At 73.7% G+C, this 16,597-nt stretch carries 14 protein-coding genes and 1 riboswitch; of the genes, 11 read left to right on the forward strand and 3 right to left on the reverse strand.

Annotated features, from left to right (window positions below; genetic code table 11):
- Positions 1 to 27 precede the first annotated feature (27 nt).
- Positions 28 to 1,701: a phosphoenolpyruvate--protein phosphotransferase gene (ptsP, locus tag LG396_RS17815; protein ID WP_100298114.1), complete on the reverse strand. Its 1,674-nt coding sequence runs from the start codon at positions 1,699 to 1,701 to the stop codon at positions 28 to 30.
- Between the two features lie 555 nt (positions 1,702 to 2,256).
- On the opposite strand from ptsP, the gene clsA reads away from it, so the two are divergent.
- The 10 genes from clsA to LG396_RS17870 all read left to right on the forward strand — a co-directional run bounded on the left by clsA (position 2,257) and on the right by LG396_RS17870 (position 12,458).
- Complete coding sequence (clsA, locus tag LG396_RS17820) at positions 2,257 to 2,874, forward strand: cardiolipin synthase ClsA (RefSeq protein WP_225795486.1); 618 nt, start codon at positions 2,257 to 2,259, stop codon at positions 2,872 to 2,874.
- Positions 2,875 to 2,921: 47 nt separating this feature from the next.
- Positions 2,922 to 5,417 carry a mannose-1-phosphate guanyltransferase gene (locus LG396_RS17825; RefSeq protein WP_225795487.1) on the forward strand — a complete coding sequence of 832 codons (2,496 nt, stop codon included), beginning with the start codon at positions 2,922 to 2,924 and terminating at the stop codon, positions 5,415 to 5,417.
- An 81-nt stretch (positions 5,418 to 5,498) separates the two neighbouring features.
- A complete protein-coding gene (locus tag LG396_RS17830) occupies positions 5,499 to 6,392 on the forward strand; it encodes a DUF881 domain-containing protein (RefSeq protein ID WP_225795488.1) in 894 nt (297 codons plus the stop codon).
- A complete protein-coding gene (locus tag LG396_RS17835) occupies positions 6,389 to 6,721 on the forward strand; it encodes a small basic family protein (protein WP_027744874.1) in 333 nt (110 codons plus the stop codon). The genes LG396_RS17830 and LG396_RS17835 overlap by 4 nt, the downstream gene beginning before the upstream one ends.
- A gap of 383 nt (positions 6,722 to 7,104) precedes the next feature.
- Positions 7,105 to 7,962 carry a DUF881 domain-containing protein gene (locus LG396_RS17845; protein WP_225795555.1) on the forward strand — a complete coding sequence of 286 codons (858 nt, stop codon included), beginning with the start codon at positions 7,105 to 7,107 and terminating at the stop codon, positions 7,960 to 7,962.
- 156 nt (positions 7,963 to 8,118) lie between these two features.
- The gene (locus LG396_RS17850) at positions 8,119 to 8,943 is read left to right on the forward strand and encodes a double zinc ribbon and FHA domain-containing protein (RefSeq protein ID WP_186543180.1); all 825 of its coding nucleotides are present in this window, start codon (positions 8,119 to 8,121) and stop codon (positions 8,941 to 8,943) included.
- A 32-nt stretch (positions 8,944 to 8,975) separates the two neighbouring features.
- Positions 8,976 to 9,701, forward strand: a complete 726-nt coding sequence (gene ftsR, locus LG396_RS17855) for a transcriptional regulator FtsR (RefSeq protein ID WP_225795489.1) — start codon at positions 8,976 to 8,978, stop codon at positions 9,699 to 9,701.
- Between the two features lie 53 nt (positions 9,702 to 9,754).
- Positions 9,755 to 10,228: a bifunctional nuclease family protein gene (locus LG396_RS17860; protein ID WP_026276413.1), complete on the forward strand. Its 474-nt coding sequence runs from the start codon at positions 9,755 to 9,757 to the stop codon at positions 10,226 to 10,228.
- 209 nt (positions 10,229 to 10,437) lie between these two features.
- Positions 10,438 to 10,986: a MerR family transcriptional regulator gene (locus tag LG396_RS17865; RefSeq protein WP_018853112.1), complete on the forward strand. Its 549-nt coding sequence runs from the start codon at positions 10,438 to 10,440 to the stop codon at positions 10,984 to 10,986.
- A gap of 101 nt (positions 10,987 to 11,087) precedes the next feature.
- On the forward strand, positions 11,088 to 12,458 hold the full coding sequence (locus tag LG396_RS17870; protein WP_100298110.1) for a DNA polymerase IV: 1,371 nt from the start codon (positions 11,088 to 11,090) through the stop codon (positions 12,456 to 12,458).
- Here the strand turns inward: LG396_RS17870 and LG396_RS17875 are convergent, their stop codons facing one another.
- On the reverse strand, positions 12,459 to 12,857 hold the full coding sequence (locus LG396_RS17875) for a PRC-barrel domain-containing protein (RefSeq protein WP_225795490.1): 399 nt from the start codon (positions 12,855 to 12,857) through the stop codon (positions 12,459 to 12,461). It lies immediately after the preceding gene.
- Positions 12,858 to 13,009: 152 nt separating this feature from the next.
- Positions 13,010 to 13,106, forward strand: a riboswitch (glycine riboswitch).
- Positions 13,107 to 13,282: 176 nt separating this feature from the next.
- Between LG396_RS17875 and gcvP the strand changes: the two genes are divergently transcribed.
- Positions 13,283 to 16,180, forward strand: a complete 2,898-nt coding sequence (gene gcvP, locus LG396_RS17880) for an aminomethyl-transferring glycine dehydrogenase (protein WP_225795491.1) — start codon at positions 13,283 to 13,285, stop codon at positions 16,178 to 16,180.
- Positions 16,181 to 16,322: 142 nt separating this feature from the next.
- Here the strand turns inward: gcvP and LG396_RS17885 are convergent, their stop codons facing one another.
- Positions 16,323 to 16,529, reverse strand: coding sequence for a DUF5999 family protein (locus tag LG396_RS17885; protein WP_018837862.1), 207 nt, complete (start codon positions 16,527 to 16,529; stop codon positions 16,323 to 16,325).
- Between the last annotated feature and the right edge of the window lie 68 nt (positions 16,530 to 16,597).

Below are 16,597 nucleotides of genomic sequence, written 5' to 3' on the forward strand. Positions count from 1 at the left end.
GATGCCGGCGGGCCGCAGGCAGCCGTCCTACTCGCCGGACAGGACCGTCCGGGCCGCCTCCCTGGCCTCCTCCGCCGTGTCCGCCGCCCGGGCCGCGGACGCCGCCCGTTCGCACTGCGCCAGCGTGTGCTTCGCCAGCGTCGCCCGGACGTAGGGGATCGCCGCGGCGCCCATCGACAGCGACGTGACCCCCAGCCCCGTCAGCACACACGCCAGCAGCGGATCGGAGGCCGCCTCGCCGCACACGCCGCAGCTCTTGCCCTCCGCCTTGGCGCCCTCCGCCGCGAAGGACACCAGGTCCAGCAGCGCCGGCTGCCACGGGTCCTGCAGCCGCGACACCGCCCCGACCTCGCGGTCGGCGGCGAAGGCGTACTGCGCCAGGTCGTTCGTGCCCAGCGAGAGGAACTCGACCTCCTGGAGGATCGCCCGGGCCCGCAGCGCCGCCGCCGGGATCTCCACCATGGCCCCCGCCTTCGCCGGCAGCCCCGCGTCGCGGCACGCCGCCGCGAAGTCCGCGGCGTCCTGGCGGTCCGCCACCATCGGCGCCATCACCTCCAGGTAGACCGGCAGCCCGGCCACCGCCTTGGACAGCGCGGTGAGCTGCGTGCGCAGCACGTCGGGGTGGGCCAGCAGCGAGCGCAGCCCGCGGACGCCCAGCGCCGGGTTCGGCTCGTCCGCCGGGGTGAGGAACTCCAGCGGCTTGTCGGCGCCCGCGTCCAGGACGCGTACGACGACCCGCCCCTCCGGGAACGCCTTCAGCACCTGGCGGTACGCCTCGATCTGCGCCTCCTCCGAAGGCGCCGTCCGGCTGTCGTCCAGGAAGAGGAACTCCGTGCGGAACAGGCCCACGCCCTCCGCGCCCGCCGCGACGGCCGCCGGCACGTCCGCCGGGCCGCCGACGTTCGCCAGCAGCGGCACCTTGTGCCCGTCGGAGGTCGCCCCGGGGCCGGTGACGGCCGCGAGCGCCGCCTTGCGCTCGGCGGCCACCTGCTCCATCTCCGCGCGCTTCTCCGGCCCGGGCTCGACGAACACCTCGCCGGTCGAGCCGTCGACGGCGACGACCGTCCCCTCGGCCAGCTCCCCGGCGCCCGGCAGCGCCACCACCGCCGGCACGCCGAGCGCGCGGGCGAGGATCGCGCTGTGGCTCGTCGGCCCGCCCTCCTCGGTGACGAAGCCGAGGACGAGCGAGGGGTCGAGAAGGGCGGTGTCGGCGGGCGCCAGGTCGCGGGCGATCAGCACGTACGGCTCGTCGCTGTCCGGCACCCCGGGCATCGGTACGCCCAGCAGCCGGGCCACGATCCGGTTGCGTACGTCGTCCAGGTCGGCGACCCGCCCGGCCATGTACTCCCCGGCGCCGGCGAGCAGTTCGCGGTAGGCCGCGAAGGCGTCGTACGCGGCGCGCTCGGCCGAGGAGCCCACCGCGATCCGCCGTTCCACGTCCGCCGCCAGCTCCGGATCCTGCGCGATCATGGCCTGCGCTTCCAGCACCGCCTGCGCCTCGCCGCCGGCCAGGTTGCCGCGCGCCACCAGGTCGGCGGCCACCGCCTCCACGGCCTTGCGCACCCGCTCCTGCTCGCGCGGTGCCTCCGCCGCGGGAATCTGCTTCGCCGGCGGTTCGAGCACCGCCGTGCCCATGTGCCGGGCCTCGCCGATCGCCACCCCGTGGCTCACGCCGACGCCTCGCAGGGTCGTCGTCTCCATGTCACCAGTCTTCCGCAAGTGCGCGGCGGCGTCCCGCCGCGGCTGTCGTACGCGCACGGGCCGCGGCACCGGGGCCCGCCGGATGGTCACCGCCGGCTCGTCACCCCCAGGTGAACAGCGCCTCGCCGGCCTTGATCTCCCCGTCCTCCGCCACCGCGGACAGCGCGCCCCCGTCCGCGTCCAGCGCCACCACCGGCGAGCCCGATGGCGCGGCCGGTGAGGGAGGACGAGACTTGGGTCATGCCGGGGCCTCCAGAAGACAGCGGGGGGTCGGCGCCGCCCGCGTCCGTGGGGGCCGCGCCGCTCCTGAAGCGTAACCAATCGGAATTTGCCATTCCGTGCCGAGCGGACCCGCCGGGGCGAAGCCGCCCCGCGGCCCCCGGACCGGCCCCGGAGCGGTCCACGGGGCGGCACCCCGCCCCGTGGACCGCCCCCGCCCCCGCGCCGGCCGCCGACCCGGCCTGCGCGCAGGGCCGTTCGCGCCTGCAGGTAAGGTCAGAGCGCATCGTCGGCGCGTCTGGCGGGACCGGCGGGAACGGACGGGGAGGCAGGCGGGTGGAGGTCCAGGAGACTCAGCGGACGGACCAGATCTTCACCGTTCCCAACCTCCTCAGCATGTCCCGGCTCGTCCTGGTGCCCGTCTTCCTGTGGCTCATCCTCTGGCCCGAGTTCGACGGCCCCAACGCCGACGGATGGGCGCTGGCGATCCTCGCCTTCAGCGGCATCAGCGACTACCTCGACGGCAAGCTCGCCCGCCGCTGGAACCAGGTCTCGAACCTGGGCCGCATCCTGGACCCGGCCGCCGACCGGCTCTACATCCTGGCCACGCTCGTCGGCCTGACCTGGCGGGAGATCCTGCCGCTGTGGCTGACCGTCCTGCTGCTCTCCCGCGACGCGATCGTCGGCGCGGCCGTCTGGATGCTCGGCCGCCACGGCTACCCGCCGCCGCAGGTGAACTTTCTCGGCAAGTCCGCCACCTTCTGTCTGATGTACGCCTTCCCGTTGCTCCTCCTCAGTGACGCAAGTGGATGGGTGTCGTCACTCTCTGCTATTTTCGGATGGGCGTTCGCCGGCTGGGGTACAGCGCTGTACTGGTGGGCCGGCGGCCTCTACCTCGTTCAGGTGCGCCGTCTCATCCGAGGGGACGCCCGCGCGGACACCACCCCCGACTAGGCGGCAGCCGGCATCGCCGTCTCACGCCCAAGGAGGACGCTTCCGATATGAAGGCCGTCGTGATGGCTGGGGGCGAAGGCACCCGCCTGCGCCCCATGACCGCGAGCATGCCCAAGCCCCTGCTGCCGGTGGTGAACCGGCCGATCATGGAGCACGTCCTGCGGCTGCTCAAACGCCACGGGCTCACGGAGACGGTGGTGACCGTCCAGTTCCTCGCCTCCCTGGTGCGGAACTACTTCGGGGACGGCGAAGAGCTCGGCATGGAGCTCTCGTACGCCAACGAGGACCGTCCACTGGGCACCGCCGGCAGCGTGAAGAACGCCGAGGAGGCGCTGAAGGACGACTCGTTCCTGGTCATCTCCGGCGACGCGCTCACCGACTTCGACCTCACCGACCTGATCGCGTTCCACCGCGAGAAGGGCGCGCTGGTCACCGTCTGCCTCACCAGGGTCCCCAACCCGCTGGAGTTCGGCATCACCATCGTCGACGAGGAGGGCAAGGTCGAGCGGTTCCTGGAGAAGCCCACCTGGGGCCAGGTCTTCTCCGACACCGTCAACACCGGCATCTACGTGATGGAGCCCGAGGTCTTCGACTACGTCGAGGCGGACACCTCGGTCGACTGGTCCGGTGACGTCTTCCCGCAGCTGATGAAGGACGGCAAGCCGATCTACGGCTATGTGGCGGAAGGCTACTGGGAGGACGTCGGCACCCACGAGAGCTACGTCAAGGCGCAGGCCGACGTGCTGGAGGGCAAGGTCGACCTCGACCTCGACGGCTTCGAGATCTCACCCGGCGTCTGGATCGCCGAGGGCGCCGAGGTGCACCCCGAGGCCGTCCTGCGCGGCCCGCTCTACATCGGCGACTACGCCAAGGTCGAGCAGGGCGCCGAGGTCCGCGAGCACTCCGTGCTCGGCTCCAACGTCGTCGTCAAGCAGGGCGCGTTCCTGCACCGCGCCGTCATCCACGACAACGTCTACGTCGGCGGCCACACCAACCTCCGCGGCTGCGTCATCGGCAAGAACACCGACGTCATGCGCGCGGCGCGGATCGAGGACGGCGCGGTCATCGGCGACGAGTGCCTGATCGGCGAAGAATCGATCATCCAGGGCAATGTGCGGGTCTACCCCTTCAAGACCATCGAAGCGGGCGCGTTCGTCAACACCTCGGTGATCTGGGAGTCGCGCGGTCAGGCCCACCTCTTCGGCGCCCGCGGCGTCTCCGGCATCCTCAACGTCGAGATCACCCCCGAGCTGGCCGTCCGGCTGGCCGGCGCGTACGCCACCACCCTGAAGAAGGGCTCCAGCGTCACCACCGCCCGCGACCACTCCCGCGGCGCCCGGGCGCTCAAGCGCGCGGTGATCTCCGCGCTCCAGGCGAGTGCCATAGACGTACGGGACCTGGAGAACGTGCCGCTGCCCGTGGCCCGGCAGCAGACCGCGCGCGGCAGCGCCGGCGGCATCATGATCCGCACCACCCCCGGCGTACAGGACTCCGTCGACATCATGTTCCTCGACGAGCGCGGCGCCGACCTCTCCCAGGCCGCCCAGCGCAAGCTCGACCGCGTCTACGCCCGCCAGGAGTACCGCCGCGCGTTCCCCGGCGAGATCGGCGACCTGAGCTTCCCCGCCAGCGTCTTCGACTCCTACACCGGCTCGCTGCTGCGCGCCGTGGACACCGCCGGCATCGCCGAGGCCGGCCTGAAGGTCGTCGTCGACGCCTCGCACGGCAGCGCCGGCCTGGTCCTCCCGAGCCTCCTCGGCCGCCTCGGCGTGGACGCGCTCACCATCAACCCCGGCCTGGACGAGTCCCGCCCGACCGAGACGCCGCAGTCGCGCCGCGCCGGCCTCGTGCGCCTCGGCGAGATCGTCTCGTCCGCGCGCGCCGCCTTCGGCGTGCGCTTCGACCCCGTCGGCGAGCGCATCTCGCTGGTCGACGAGAAGGGCCGGATCGTCGAGGACGACCGGGCACTGCTCGTGATGCTGGACCTGGTCGCGGCGGAGCGGCGCAGCGGCCGGGTGGCGATGCCGGTGACGACGACGCGTATCGCAGAGCAGGTGGCCGCGTACCACGGCACACAGGTGGAGTGGACGACCACGTCGCCCGACGACCTCGCCCGGGTGGCGCGGATGGACGGCACGGTCTTCGGCGGCGACGGCCGCGGCGGCTTCATCGTCCCGGAGTTCTCCTCCGTCTTCGACGGCGCCGCCGCGTTCGCCCGGCTCACCGGCCTGGTCGCGCGCACGCAGCTCACCCTCAGCCAGATCGACGCCCGCATCCCGCAGGCGTACGTGCTCGGCCGCGACCTGGCCACGCCGTGGGCCGTCAAGGGCATGGTCATGCGCCGGGTGGTGGAGGCCGCGGGCTCCCGGGAGGTCGACACCACCGACGGCGTCCGCGTGGTGGAGGCCGACGGCCGCTGGGTGCTGGTGCTGCCGGACCGCGCCGAGGCGGTCACGCACCTGTGGGCCGAGGGCCCCGACCAGGCGTCCGCCGAAGCCCTGCTCGACGAGTGGGCGGCGGTCGTCGACGGGAGCGCCGACTGACGCGGGCACAGCGGAGCGAGAGTTCACCCAACCCAGGGGTCGCGGCACCATAAGGGCTCCCGGCGTGCAACGATGTCCGGCATGCCGCAGCAGCCCCCCGAACGGAGCAGCGCCCCGGCGCGCCCCCGTCCGGACGCCTCCATGTCGCTGCTGACCCGGCTGATGGACCACAGCCTGGACGACGGGTACGCCGAGGCCGCCGCGCGTCACGGCGTACGCCCGCGCGGCGAGCGGCTGCCGCAGCGCCTGCGCGGGCGCGCCTGGCTGGCCGTCGGCCTGGTGCTGACCGCCCTGGTGCTCACCGTCGGCGCCGCCGAGGCGCGCATCGAGGCACCGGACCTCGCCCGCGAGCGCGAGGAGCTGATCGAGCGGGTCGAGGACCGTACCGCCGCGGCGGACGACCTCGACCGCACGATCGAGAAACTGCACCGCGAGGTCGCCGACCGGCAGCGCGAGGCGCTGGAGGAGAGCGGAAGCGACGAGGCCGCCCTGCTCGCGCTGCTGGCCGGGGCCGCCGAGGCGGAGGGCCCCGGCGTACGCCTCGTGGTCGACGACGCCGCCGATGCGGGCACCGGCGCGACCGGCGGCCCGCGCAGCTCCACGAGCTTCGCCGACGACGGCCGCGTACGCGACCGCGACCTCCAGCGCATCGTCAACGGCCTCTGGCTCGCCGGCGCCGAGGCCGTCTCCGTCAACGGCCGCCGCCTCACCGCGCTGTCCGCGATCCGCGCCGCGGGCGACGCCATCCTCGTCGACAACCGCCCGCTGGCACCGCCGTACACGGTGCTGGCCATCGGCGACGGCGAGCGCCTCCTGGAGCGGTTCCGCGACAACGCGGACGGCCGCTACCTGGAGGTGCTCCAGGACAACTACGGCATCAGGGCCGGGATCTCCACACGTGAAGACCTCCGGCTGCCGGCCGCCACCGGCCTGTCCCTACGCCACGCAGAACCGAAGGAGAACAACCCCTCGTGATCGCCGTACTGGGCCTCGTCGCGGGCATCGTCATGGGCCTCGTGGTCCAGCCCGTGGTGCCGGCGGGCCTGGAGCCGTACCTGCCCATCGCCGTCGTCGCCGCGCTCGACGCGGTCTTCGGGGCGCTGCGTGCCATGCTCGACGGGATCTTCGACGACAAGGTCTTCGTGGTGTCGTTCCTGTCGAACGTCGTCGTGGCCGCGCTGATCGTCTTCCTCGGCGATAAGCTGGGCGTCGGCGCGCAGCTCTCCACGGGCGTCGTGGTCGTCCTGGGCATCCGGATCTTCTCGAACGCCGCCGCCATCCGGCGGCATGTCTTCCAGGCGTGATGCACGTGTCCGACGAGACTCCCGCGAACTCCCCGCGCCCCGGCGACCCGCCCGCCGCGTACCCCGAGGGCACGCCCGGCGTACCGCCCGGGCCGCCTCCCGCGCCCCCGCGCCCGCCGGCACCCAGGCACCAGCCGCCGCGCCACGCGTCCCGCGAGCACCCGCCGCCGCGCCGCTCGCGCGAGCAGGGGCCGGCGCAGCCGCCCCGGCACGCCTCCCGCGAGCAACCGCCCCAGCCGCCGCGCCGGCAGCCCCCGCAGCCGCCCGAGGAGCCGCAGCCGCCCGCACAGCAGCCGCTGCGCAAACCCCCCGGACAGCAACGGCCCCCGGCGCAGCAGCAACCCCGTACGCAGCAGCAACTCCCCGCCCAGCAGCGGCCCCCCGTGCAGCAGCGGCCGCCCGCGCCGCAGCTCCCCGGGGCCCCGCCGCCCGGGCGCACGGCGCCCGCGGACCGCTCCGCGCCCCCCGAGCCACCCGGACCGCCCGCCCCGCCCGAGCCGTCGCTCGGCGCCGGCAGGCGCCGCCTGGCCGACTCCGTGTGGCCGCCCCGGCTGACCCGCTCCCAACTGATCGTCGCCCTGTTGCTGTTCGTACTCGGTCTGGGCCTGGCCATCCAGGTCCGCTCCACCGGCGAGTCCAGCGCGCTGCGCGGCGCGCGGCAGGAGGACCTCGTACGGATCCTGGACGAGCTGGACGACCGCACCCAGCGTCTGGAGGACGAGCGCGAGCGGCTGGAGGACCAGAAGGCGGAGCTGGAGAACAGCTCCGACCAGGCCGAGGAGGCGCGCCGCCAGACGGAGGCCAAGGAGCGCCAGCTCGGCGTGCTGGCGGGCACCGTCGCCGCCGAGGGCCCCGGCATCGAGATCACCGTCCGCGGTCCCGAGGGGGCCGGCTCCGAGGGGGCGGTGGAGGCGGACATGCTGCTCGACACGATCCAGGAGCTGCGCGCGGCCGGCGCGGAGGCGATCCAGATCAACGGCGTCCGCGTGGTCGCAGGCACGCACTTCGCCGACTCCGGCGAGAACGACGTGGCGATCGACGGCCGCACGGTCTCCCAGCCGTACGTCTTCCGCGTGATCGGCCGCGCCGAGGATCTGGAGCCCGCGCTGAACATCCCCGGTGGGGTGGTTCAGACCATGGAGGAGGAGCAGGCTACGGTGTCCATCGAGCCCCGGGACACGGTCCTCGTGGACGCCTTGCGGCGGGAGAAGCGGCCTGACTACGCTCGGTCGTCGTCGTGACCTCAAGGTTACGGGGGGTCGACGCATCGGCTGCTGTCGCGTGAGGGAAACTGTCCGGGGGTTGTGGACGTTCAGTGAATGTCCGGTGCCGCTGATGCGCGTGTCGAGTGATCTGCTCGAGCACGGGCCTGTCCGACGGTCAAGGGGAAATCGCCCGTGAAGTTGTTCGCTAAGTTGTTCGGGAGGGGCTCGGCGGATCGGCCGGGTCGGCACCGCGCCGCGTCCCAGGGCGGCGAGGCCGGCGAGCGCGCCCTGTACCGGGATCAGGCGCCGCCGCCCGGCGACATTCCGGGCGCTCCGGGCGAGTCTTATGTTGACCCTGCCTCGTCGGGCCGCATAGGTTTCGGGGAACCATCAACCTCAAGTGCGGGTGGAGGGTTCGCCCCCGGCTCGCATCCGCCCGACGCCGCTGCGGGCGCTCCGCAGCAGGAGGCGCAGTCCATGGACCTGCCGGTATGCAACAGGTGCGGGGCCCGCAACGCCCAGGCGAGCCGGTTCTGCTCCAACTGCGGTGCGCCGCTGCGGGCAGGTGTGGCCGAGCGCCCCTCGGAGACCACCACCACGATCTCCATCTCGGGCCTTGAGGCATACGAGGCCGAGGTCGCCAGCGGTGGCGGGCAGACGCTGCCGCCGCTGTCGTCCGAGGCGCAGGCTGCCGTCGACGCGCTGCCGCCCGGCTCCGCGCTGCTCGTCGTCCGCCGCGGCCCCAACTCGGGGGCCCGGTTCCTGCTGGACAGCGAGCTGACCACGGTCGGGCGCCACCCGCAGAGCGACATCTTCCTGGACGACGTCACGGTCTCCCGGCGGCACGTGGAGTTCCGCCGGACCCCTGACGGCCGGTTCTCGGTCGCCGACGTCGGCAGCCTCAACGGCACGTACGTCAACCGCGAGCGGATCGACGAGATCGAGCTGACCAGCGGGGACGAGGTGCAGATCGGGAAGTTCCGGCTGGTTTTCTTCGCCAGTCGGCGCGCCGCCTGACGGCGGGAGCACACGACCACGGGACGGAAGCGATGGGCGACACCCCGAGGGGCGGCACCGCCGCCCCGGAAGCGGACCGGCCGGACCGGCGCCGGGCGCGCGACCGGCAGTTGAGCATCGGGGGCGTCCTCGCCGTGCTCCGCGAGGAGTTCCCCGAGGTCACCATCTCCAAGATCCGCTTCCTGGAGTCGGAGGGCCTGGTCGAGCCGCAGCGCTCGCCGGGCGGCTACCGCAAGTTCGGCGCCGCGGACGTCGACCGGCTGGCCCGGATCCTGCGCATGCAGCGGGACCACTACCTGCCGCTGAAGGTCATCCGCGAGCAGTTGGACGCCGAGCCCGGGCCCGGTAGCGCCCCCGGGGCCCCCTCCGCCGCCGCGGATGCCCCGCACGATCCCCGTATCGACCGTGCGACGCTCCTGCGCACCGCCGCCGTCGGCGAGGACGAGCTGGCGTCCTGGGAGGAGTTCGGCCTCGTCGCGCCGGACGCCGACGGGCTCTACGACGCGGACGCGGCCGCCGTCGCCCGCCTGGTCGCAGAGCTCGGCAGCTACGGGCTCCAGGCGCGCCACCTGCGCGGCCTGAAGGCCGCCGCCGACCGCGAGGCCGGCCTCGTCGAACAGGTCATCGGCCCGCTGCGGCGGCACCGCAGCCCGCAGACCCGGGCCCACGCGGAATCCACCGCCGAACGGCTGATCGAGCTGTCCGCGCGGCTGCACACGACCCTCGTACGGTCCTCACTGCGGGTCGCCGGCAACTGACCGGTCCCGTGCTCGACTACCCAAAACCGCCGGGGTCGGCCTAGGGTTGCTGTGTGAACGAGCTCGACGTTGTGGGTGTCCGGGTGGAAATGCCCTCGAACCAACCGATCGTTCTCCTGCGTGAAGTGGGCGGCGACCGGTACCTCCCCATCTGGATCGGTCCCGGGGAGGCGACGGCGATCGCCTTCGCGCAGCAGGGCATGACCCCCGCGCGCCCGCTGACCCATGATCTGTTCAAGAACGTGCTGGACGCGGTCGGCCAGGAGCTTTCCGAGGTGCGGATCACGGACCTGCGGGAGGGCGTGTTCTACGCCGAGCTGGTGTTCTCCGGCGGTGCCGAGGTGAGCGCCCGCCCCTCCGACGCCATCGCGCTCGCGCTGCGCACCGGCACGCCGATCTACGGCAGCGAAGGAGTGCTCAACGACGCGGGTATCTCGATCCCGGACGAGCAGGAGGACGAGGTGGAGAAGTTCCGCGAGTTCCTCGACCAGATCACGCCCGAGGACTTCGGTACGAACCCCCAGTGACAGCCGCCCGCGGTAGCCCGCCCGGGCCTACCGCACGGGCGCCCCGGGCAAACCACCCGTAGGGTGATGAGCACCCGGCGTGCCCCGTGTGGCGTTCGTTGACGCGCCCGGGCCGACTGCCTACCGTCGGGAGGCAGGTCAGGGAGCGGGAGGTCGGCGTGGTGGTCACGGGCGGCGGGAGATCGGCCGGAGGGGGCGGAGCTGTTCCGTTGTACGGTCACGGCACGGAGCCCGCGAGGCAGCCGCAGGAGGCCGCCGCGGACCCGGACGAAGTCGGCTACCGGGGGCCCGCCGCGTGCGCAGCCGCCGGCATCACGTACCGCCAGCTGGACTACTGGGCCCGCACGGGCCTGGTCGAGCCCGGCGTGCGCGCCGCGCACGGGTCGGGCGCCCAGCGGCTCTACGGCTTCCACGACGTCGTCGTACTCAAGATCGTCAAGCGGCTGCTGGACACCGGCGTCTCGCTGCAGAGCATCAGGACGGCCGTACGGCACCTGCGCGCCACCGACACCGCCGACCTGCGGCGGATGACACTCATCAGCGACGGCGCCACGGTCTACGAGTGCACGTCCCCGGACGAGGTCGTCGACCTCCTCCAGGGCGGCCAGGGCATCTTCGGCATCGCCGTCGGCGTGGTCTGGAGCGACGTGCGGGCGGCCCTCGCACAGCTGCACGCGGAGCGCGTCGACACCGGCGAGACGCTGGTCGGGCACAACGCCGCCGACGAGCTGGCGCGCCGCCGCAGCCGCGCCGGCTGACGCCCGGCCGAACGGCCCCGGCCCCGCCCCGTACGGCGCCGGCACGGCCGCCGTACGGGCGCTGCCGGGCCGATGTCAGACCCATGGGGGACCATCACCGTGTGAGAAGCGCGCCGTCGGTCCTGCACCTGGACATGGACGCGTTCTACGCCTCCGTCGAGCAGGCCGCCAAGCCGAGCCTGCAGGGCAAGGCCGTGATCGTCGGCGGCCTGGGCCCGCGCGGCGTGGTGGCCACCGCGTCGTACGAGGCGCGGGTCTTCGGGGTGCACTCGGCGATGGCCATGGGCATGGCCCGCAGGCTCTGCCCCAACGCCGCCTTCCTCATCCCCCGCTTCCGGCTCTATCAGCAGGTCAGCGGCCAGGTCATGGCGCTGCTCGGGGAGCTGTCGCCGCTGGTGGAGCCGCTGAGCCTGGACGAGGCCTTTGTCGACCTCGAAGCCGGCGGCGCCCCCGCCGAGGAGGAGGCGCTGCGGGGCGTGGCGCGGCGGCTGCGCGCGGACATCCGCGCGGCCACCGGGCTGACCGGTTCGGTCGGGCTCGCCGCCTCCAAGATGCTCGCGAAGGTCGCCTCGGAGCTGGCCAAGCCGGACGGTCTCGTCGTGGTCCCGCCGGGCGGCGAGCGGGCGCTGCTGGGGCCGATGAACGTGCGTACGCTGCCGGGCGTCGGCCCGGCCACGGCCGACGCCCTGCGCCGGGCCGGGATCACCACGGTCGGTGAGGTCACGGACGCCGGCGAGGACGAGATGGTCCGGCTGCTGGGCAAGGCGCACGGCACCGGGATCCACGTGATGGCGCTGGGCGTGGACGACCGGCCGGTGGTTGCGGACCGGGACACCAAGTCCGTCTCCGTCGAGGACACCTTCGACGTCGACCTCACCGACCGCATACGCATCCGTACGGAGGTCGGGCGGCTGGCGCGGCGGTGCGTGACGCGGCTGCGCGGTTCGGGGCACTCCGGCCGCACGGTGGTCCTCAAGGTCCGCAGGTACGACTTCTCCACCCTCACCCGTTCCGAGACCCTGCGCGGGCCCACCGACGACCCGGCCGTGGTCACCGAGGCGGCGCTGCGGCTGCTGGACAGCGTGGAGACGACCGCGGGGGTGCGGCTGCTGGGTGTCGGCGTGAGCGGTCTTGCGGACTTCACGCAGGAGGACCTGTTCGCGCAGGCAGGCGTGGCGCCGGACGTGCAGCACGGGCCGGTGGACGCCGACGGCCCGGTGGCGCTGCCGCCACCGGAGCCGGCCCCGCCGGCCGCCCCGGCGGAGCCGGAGCCGCCGGCCGCGCACTGGCTGCCGGGGCTGGACGTGCGGCACGCCGAGCACGGCGCGGGCTGGGTGCAGGGGAGCGGCGTCGGCCGGGTCACGGTGCGGTTCGAGGTGCCGGGCTCGGCGCCCGGACGGGTGCGTACGTTCGCCGCCGACGACCCGGCGCTGGAGCCGGCGGAACCGCTGCCGCTGGCGCCCGGTGGCTGATCAGTCGTCGGAGCCGGCTACCTCGCCGAAGTCCCGGTCACGCGGCGCCGCCGCCTGCGGATGCGGCTGGGTCTTGGCGACGTCCGGCGGCAGCGCCATGCCGTAGTGGTGGTAGAGCTGGAGTTCCTGCGCGGGGGAGAGGTGCCGGCCCACCCCGAAGTCCGGCGCGTCCTTGATCAGCGCCCGGTCGAACGGCACCCGCAGCCCCTCGTCGGCCAGCTCGCTCGGCCCCAGCGGCACGAACGCGTCCCGGTGGAACAGGCCCGTGCGCAGCGCCGCCCACTGCGGGGCGCCGGTGGCGTCGTCGAGGTACACCTCGTCGACGGTCCCGAGCTTGTCGCCGTTGCTGTCGTACGCGCGCACGCCGATCAGGCTCCGGGGGTCGATGTCCGTCTGCACGGTGCCTCCCACGTCTCGTCACAGCTCCGCTGCCTCCACGTAACGGCACAACGCGCACGGCGGCCACTCGGCGGGCGCCGCCCGGGCGCATCGGGGCGGGCGCCCGCGCCGGGCTGCGCCGGGGCGCGCGCTGGTACGCTGAGCTTGGCTGCAGACCCCGTGCGGGAGAGTCCTCCGCCCGCCAGCCGGAGGCGCCGAAGGAGCAACTCCTCCCCGGAATCTCTCAGGCCCACGTACCGCACGGACGAGGTCACTCTGGAAAGCAGGACGGGCCGCCGCGCGGCCCTTCCTCACCGACGGTGCAAGCCGGAGCGCGCCCAGTCAGGGCGTACCGGTGAAGCTCTCAGGTCCGGATGACAGAGGGGGAGGCCGTACGGGTGCCCGCCCAGGGGCATCCGCGAAGGTCCGTGCGACCAGGAGGCCCCTTGTCCGAGACGAACGCCCACCGCATCCCGCTTTCCGCCCTGGAGCGCGGCACTCCCTTCGAGCAGCGCCACATCGGTCCGGACGCGGGCGACCGGGCCAAGATGCTCGCCCAGGTCGGCTACGGCTCGCTGGACGAGCTGACCGACGCCGCCGTACCCGGCTCGATCAAGGGCACCGGCGCCTTCGCGCTGCCCGAGGCCCGCTCCGAGGCCGGGGTGCTGGCCGAGCTGCGCGGGCTGGCCGCGCGCAACGAGGTGCTGACCTCGATGATCGGCCTCGGCTACCACGGCACCCACACGCCGCCCGTCATCCTGCGCAACGTCATGGAGAACCCGGCCTGGTACACGGCGTACACCCCGTACCAGCCGGAGATCTCCCAGGGCCGGCTGGAGGCGCTGCTCAACTTCCAGACCGTCGTCTCCGACCTCACCGGACTGCCCACCGCGGGCGCCTCGCTGCTCGACGAGGCCACGGCCGCCGCCGAGGCGATGGCGCTGTCCCGGCGCGTCGGCAAGGTCAAGGAGGGCGTCTTCCTGGTCGACGCCGACACCCTGCCGCAGACCGTCGCGGTGCTGCGCACCCGCGCCGAGCCGACCGGCGTCGAGGTCGTCGTCGCCGACCTGGCCGACGGCATCCCCGCGTTGGCCGCCGAGCGCGGCGTCTTCGGCGTGCTGCTGCAGTATCCGGGTGCCTCCGGTGCCGTACGCGACCTCGCGCCCGTCATCGAGCGGGCGCACGACCTGGGCGCCGTCGTCACCGTCGCCGCCGACCTGCTGGCGCTGACCCTGCTGGCCTCGCCCGGGGCGCTCGGCGCCGACATCGCGGTGGGCTCCAGCCAGCGCTTCGGCGTCCCGATGGGCTTCGGCGGGCCGCACGCCGGCTACATGTCCGTACGCGAGAAGTTCGCGCGCAGCCTGCCCGGGCGGCTCGTCGGCGTCTCCAAGGACGCGGACGGCGCGCAGGCGTACCGGCTGGCCCTCCAGACGCGCGAGCAGCACATCCGCCGCGAGAAGGCCACCAGCAACATCTGTACCGCGCAGGTGCTGCTCGCGGTGATGGCCTCGATGTACGCGGTCTACCACGGCCCCGAGGGCCTGGCGGCGATCGCCCGGCGCACCCACCGCTACGCCGCGATACTCGCCGCGGGCCTCAGGGCCGGCGGCGCCGAGGTGGTGCACGGCGCGTTCTTCGACACCGTCACCGTGCGCGTTCCCGGCCGCGCCGCCGAGGTCACCGCCCGCGCCCGCAACGCGGGCGTCAACCTCCGCCTCGCCGACGCCGACCACGTCGGCATCTCCTGCGACGAGACGACCGTCCGCGAGCACCTGTCCGCCGTCTGGGACGCCTTCGGCGTCGCCGGCCGGGACGTCGGGGCGCTGGACGCCGCGACCGCCGACACGCTGCCGGCCGGGCTGCTGCGCACCGACGAGTACCTGACCCACCCCGTCTTCCACCGGCACCGCTCCGAGACCGCCCTGCTGCGCTACCTGCGCGCGCTCTCCGACCGGGACTACGCGCTGGACCGGGGCATGATCCCGCTCGGCTCCTGCACGATGAAGCTCAACGCGACCGCCGAGATGGAGGCCGTCACCTGGCCCGAGTTCGCCGGCCTGCACCCCTTCGCGCCCGCCGACCAGGCCGAGGGCTACCTGACCCTGATACGCGAGCTGGAGGACGGCCTGGCCGCCGTCACCGGCTACGACAAGGTCTCCCTCCAGCCCAACGCCGGCTCGCAGGGCGAGCTGGCGGGCCTGCTGGCCGTACGGGCGTACCACCGCGCCAACGGCGACGAGCGCCGCACCGTCTGCCTCATCCCGTCCTCCGCCCACGGCACCAACGCCGCCTCCGCCGTGATGGCCGGCATGAAGGTCGTGGTCGTGAAGACCGCGGAGAACGGCGAGGTCGACGCGGACGACCTGCGCGCGAAGATCGAGCAGCACGGCGACGAACTGGCCGTGCTCATGGTCACCTACCCCTCCACGCACGGCGTGTTCGAGGAGCACATCACGGAGATCTGCGGCGCCGTGCACGCCGCCGGCGGCCAGGTGTACGTGGACGGCGCCAACCTCAACGCGCTCGTCGGCCTCGCCGGGCCGGGGAAGTTCGGCGGCGACGTCTCGCACCTCAACCTGCACAAGACGTTCTGCATCCCGCACGGCGGCGGCGGTCCCGGCGTCGGCCCGGTCGCGGTCCGCGAGCACCTGGCCCCGTACCTGCCGAACCACCCGCTGCAGCCCGCCGCGGGCCCGGAGACGGGCGTGGGCCCGGTCTCGGCGGCGCCGTGGGGCTCGGCCGGGATCCTGCCGATCTCGTGGGCGTACATGAAGCTCATGGGCGAGGGCGGCCTGCGCCGCGCCAGCCAGGTCGCGGTGCTCGGCGCCAACTACGTGGCCAAGCGGCTGGAGCCGCACTTCCCGGTGCTGTACACGGGGCCCGGCGGGCTCGTCGCGCACGAGTGCATCGTCGACGTGCGGCCGCTGACCAAGGCCACCGGGGTGTCCATCGACGACGTCGCCAAGCGGCTGATCGACTACGGCTTCCACGCCCCGACGATGTCGTTCCCGGTGGCCGGGACGCTGATGATCGAGCCGACGGAGAGCGAGAACCTGAGCGAGCTCGACCGGTTCTGCGAGGCGATGATCGCGATCCGGCGGGAGATCGAGCGGGTCGGCACGGGGGAGTGGGACAAGGACGACAACCCGCTGGTCGGTGCGCCGCACACCGCGGCGCAGCTCGCGGGGGAGTGGAAGCACCCGTACGGGCGAGAGGAAGCCGTGTTCCCGGCCGGGGTGGCGCCCGCGGACAAGTACTGGCCGCCGGTGCGCCGGATCGACGGCGCCTATGGCGACCGCAACCTGGTCTGCTCCTGCCCCCCGCTGGACGAATACGACGCCTGAGGTACGTCCGTACGCCCGCGTGCGTAGCGCACCCGGCCCGGCGCCCCCGCGCCGGGCCGGTGGCGTGTGCGGTGGTGCGCGGGTGTGGTGGGTCCGGGGGACCGGCCGGCGGGTGCCGGCCGCGTCCGCCCGGTACGCCGCGTCAGGCCGCGGCGGTCACGTCGTCGGCGTTCGGCGGCCGGTGCGGCGCGATGATCCGGCCGTCGGGCAGCAGCTCGCCCGTGTCCTCGAACAGCAGAACGCCGTTGCAGAGCAGGCTCCAGCCCTGTTCCGGGTGGTTCGCCACCGGGCGCGCCGCCTCCCGGTCGGTGGACTGGGCGGTGGGACAGGATGGCTCGTGCTGGCACATGGCTGGGTTCTCTCGCCGTTTCGTGGTCTCGGTCCTGCGGTCTGCAGATGTCATCGCCGCCCCCGTGT

Origin of the sequence: Streptomyces aculeolatus (assembly GCF_020400605.1) — a bacterium.
Taxonomy (GTDB): Bacteria; Actinomycetota; Actinomycetes; order Streptomycetales; family Streptomycetaceae; genus Streptomyces; species Streptomyces aculeolatus.

Excerpts from the sequence above, each read along its gene's own strand:
- ptsP (WP_100298114.1), bottom strand. The coding sequence starts at position 1,701 with ATGGAGACGACGACCCTGCGAGGCGTCGGCGTGAGCCACGGGGTGGCG.
- LG396_RS17830 (WP_225795488.1), top strand. The coding sequence starts at position 5,499 with ATGCCGCAGCAGCCCCCCGAACGGAGCAGCGCCCCGGCGCGCCCCCGT.
- LG396_RS17825 (WP_225795487.1), top strand. The coding sequence starts at position 2,922 with ATGAAGGCCGTCGTGATGGCTGGGGGCGAAGGCACCCGCCTGCGCCCC.
- ftsR (WP_225795489.1), top strand. The coding sequence starts at position 8,976 with ATGGGCGACACCCCGAGGGGCGGCACCGCCGCCCCGGAAGCGGACCGG.
- LG396_RS17885 (WP_018837862.1), bottom strand. The coding sequence starts at position 16,529 with ATGTGCCAGCACGAGCCATCCTGTCCCACCGCCCAGTCCACCGACCGG.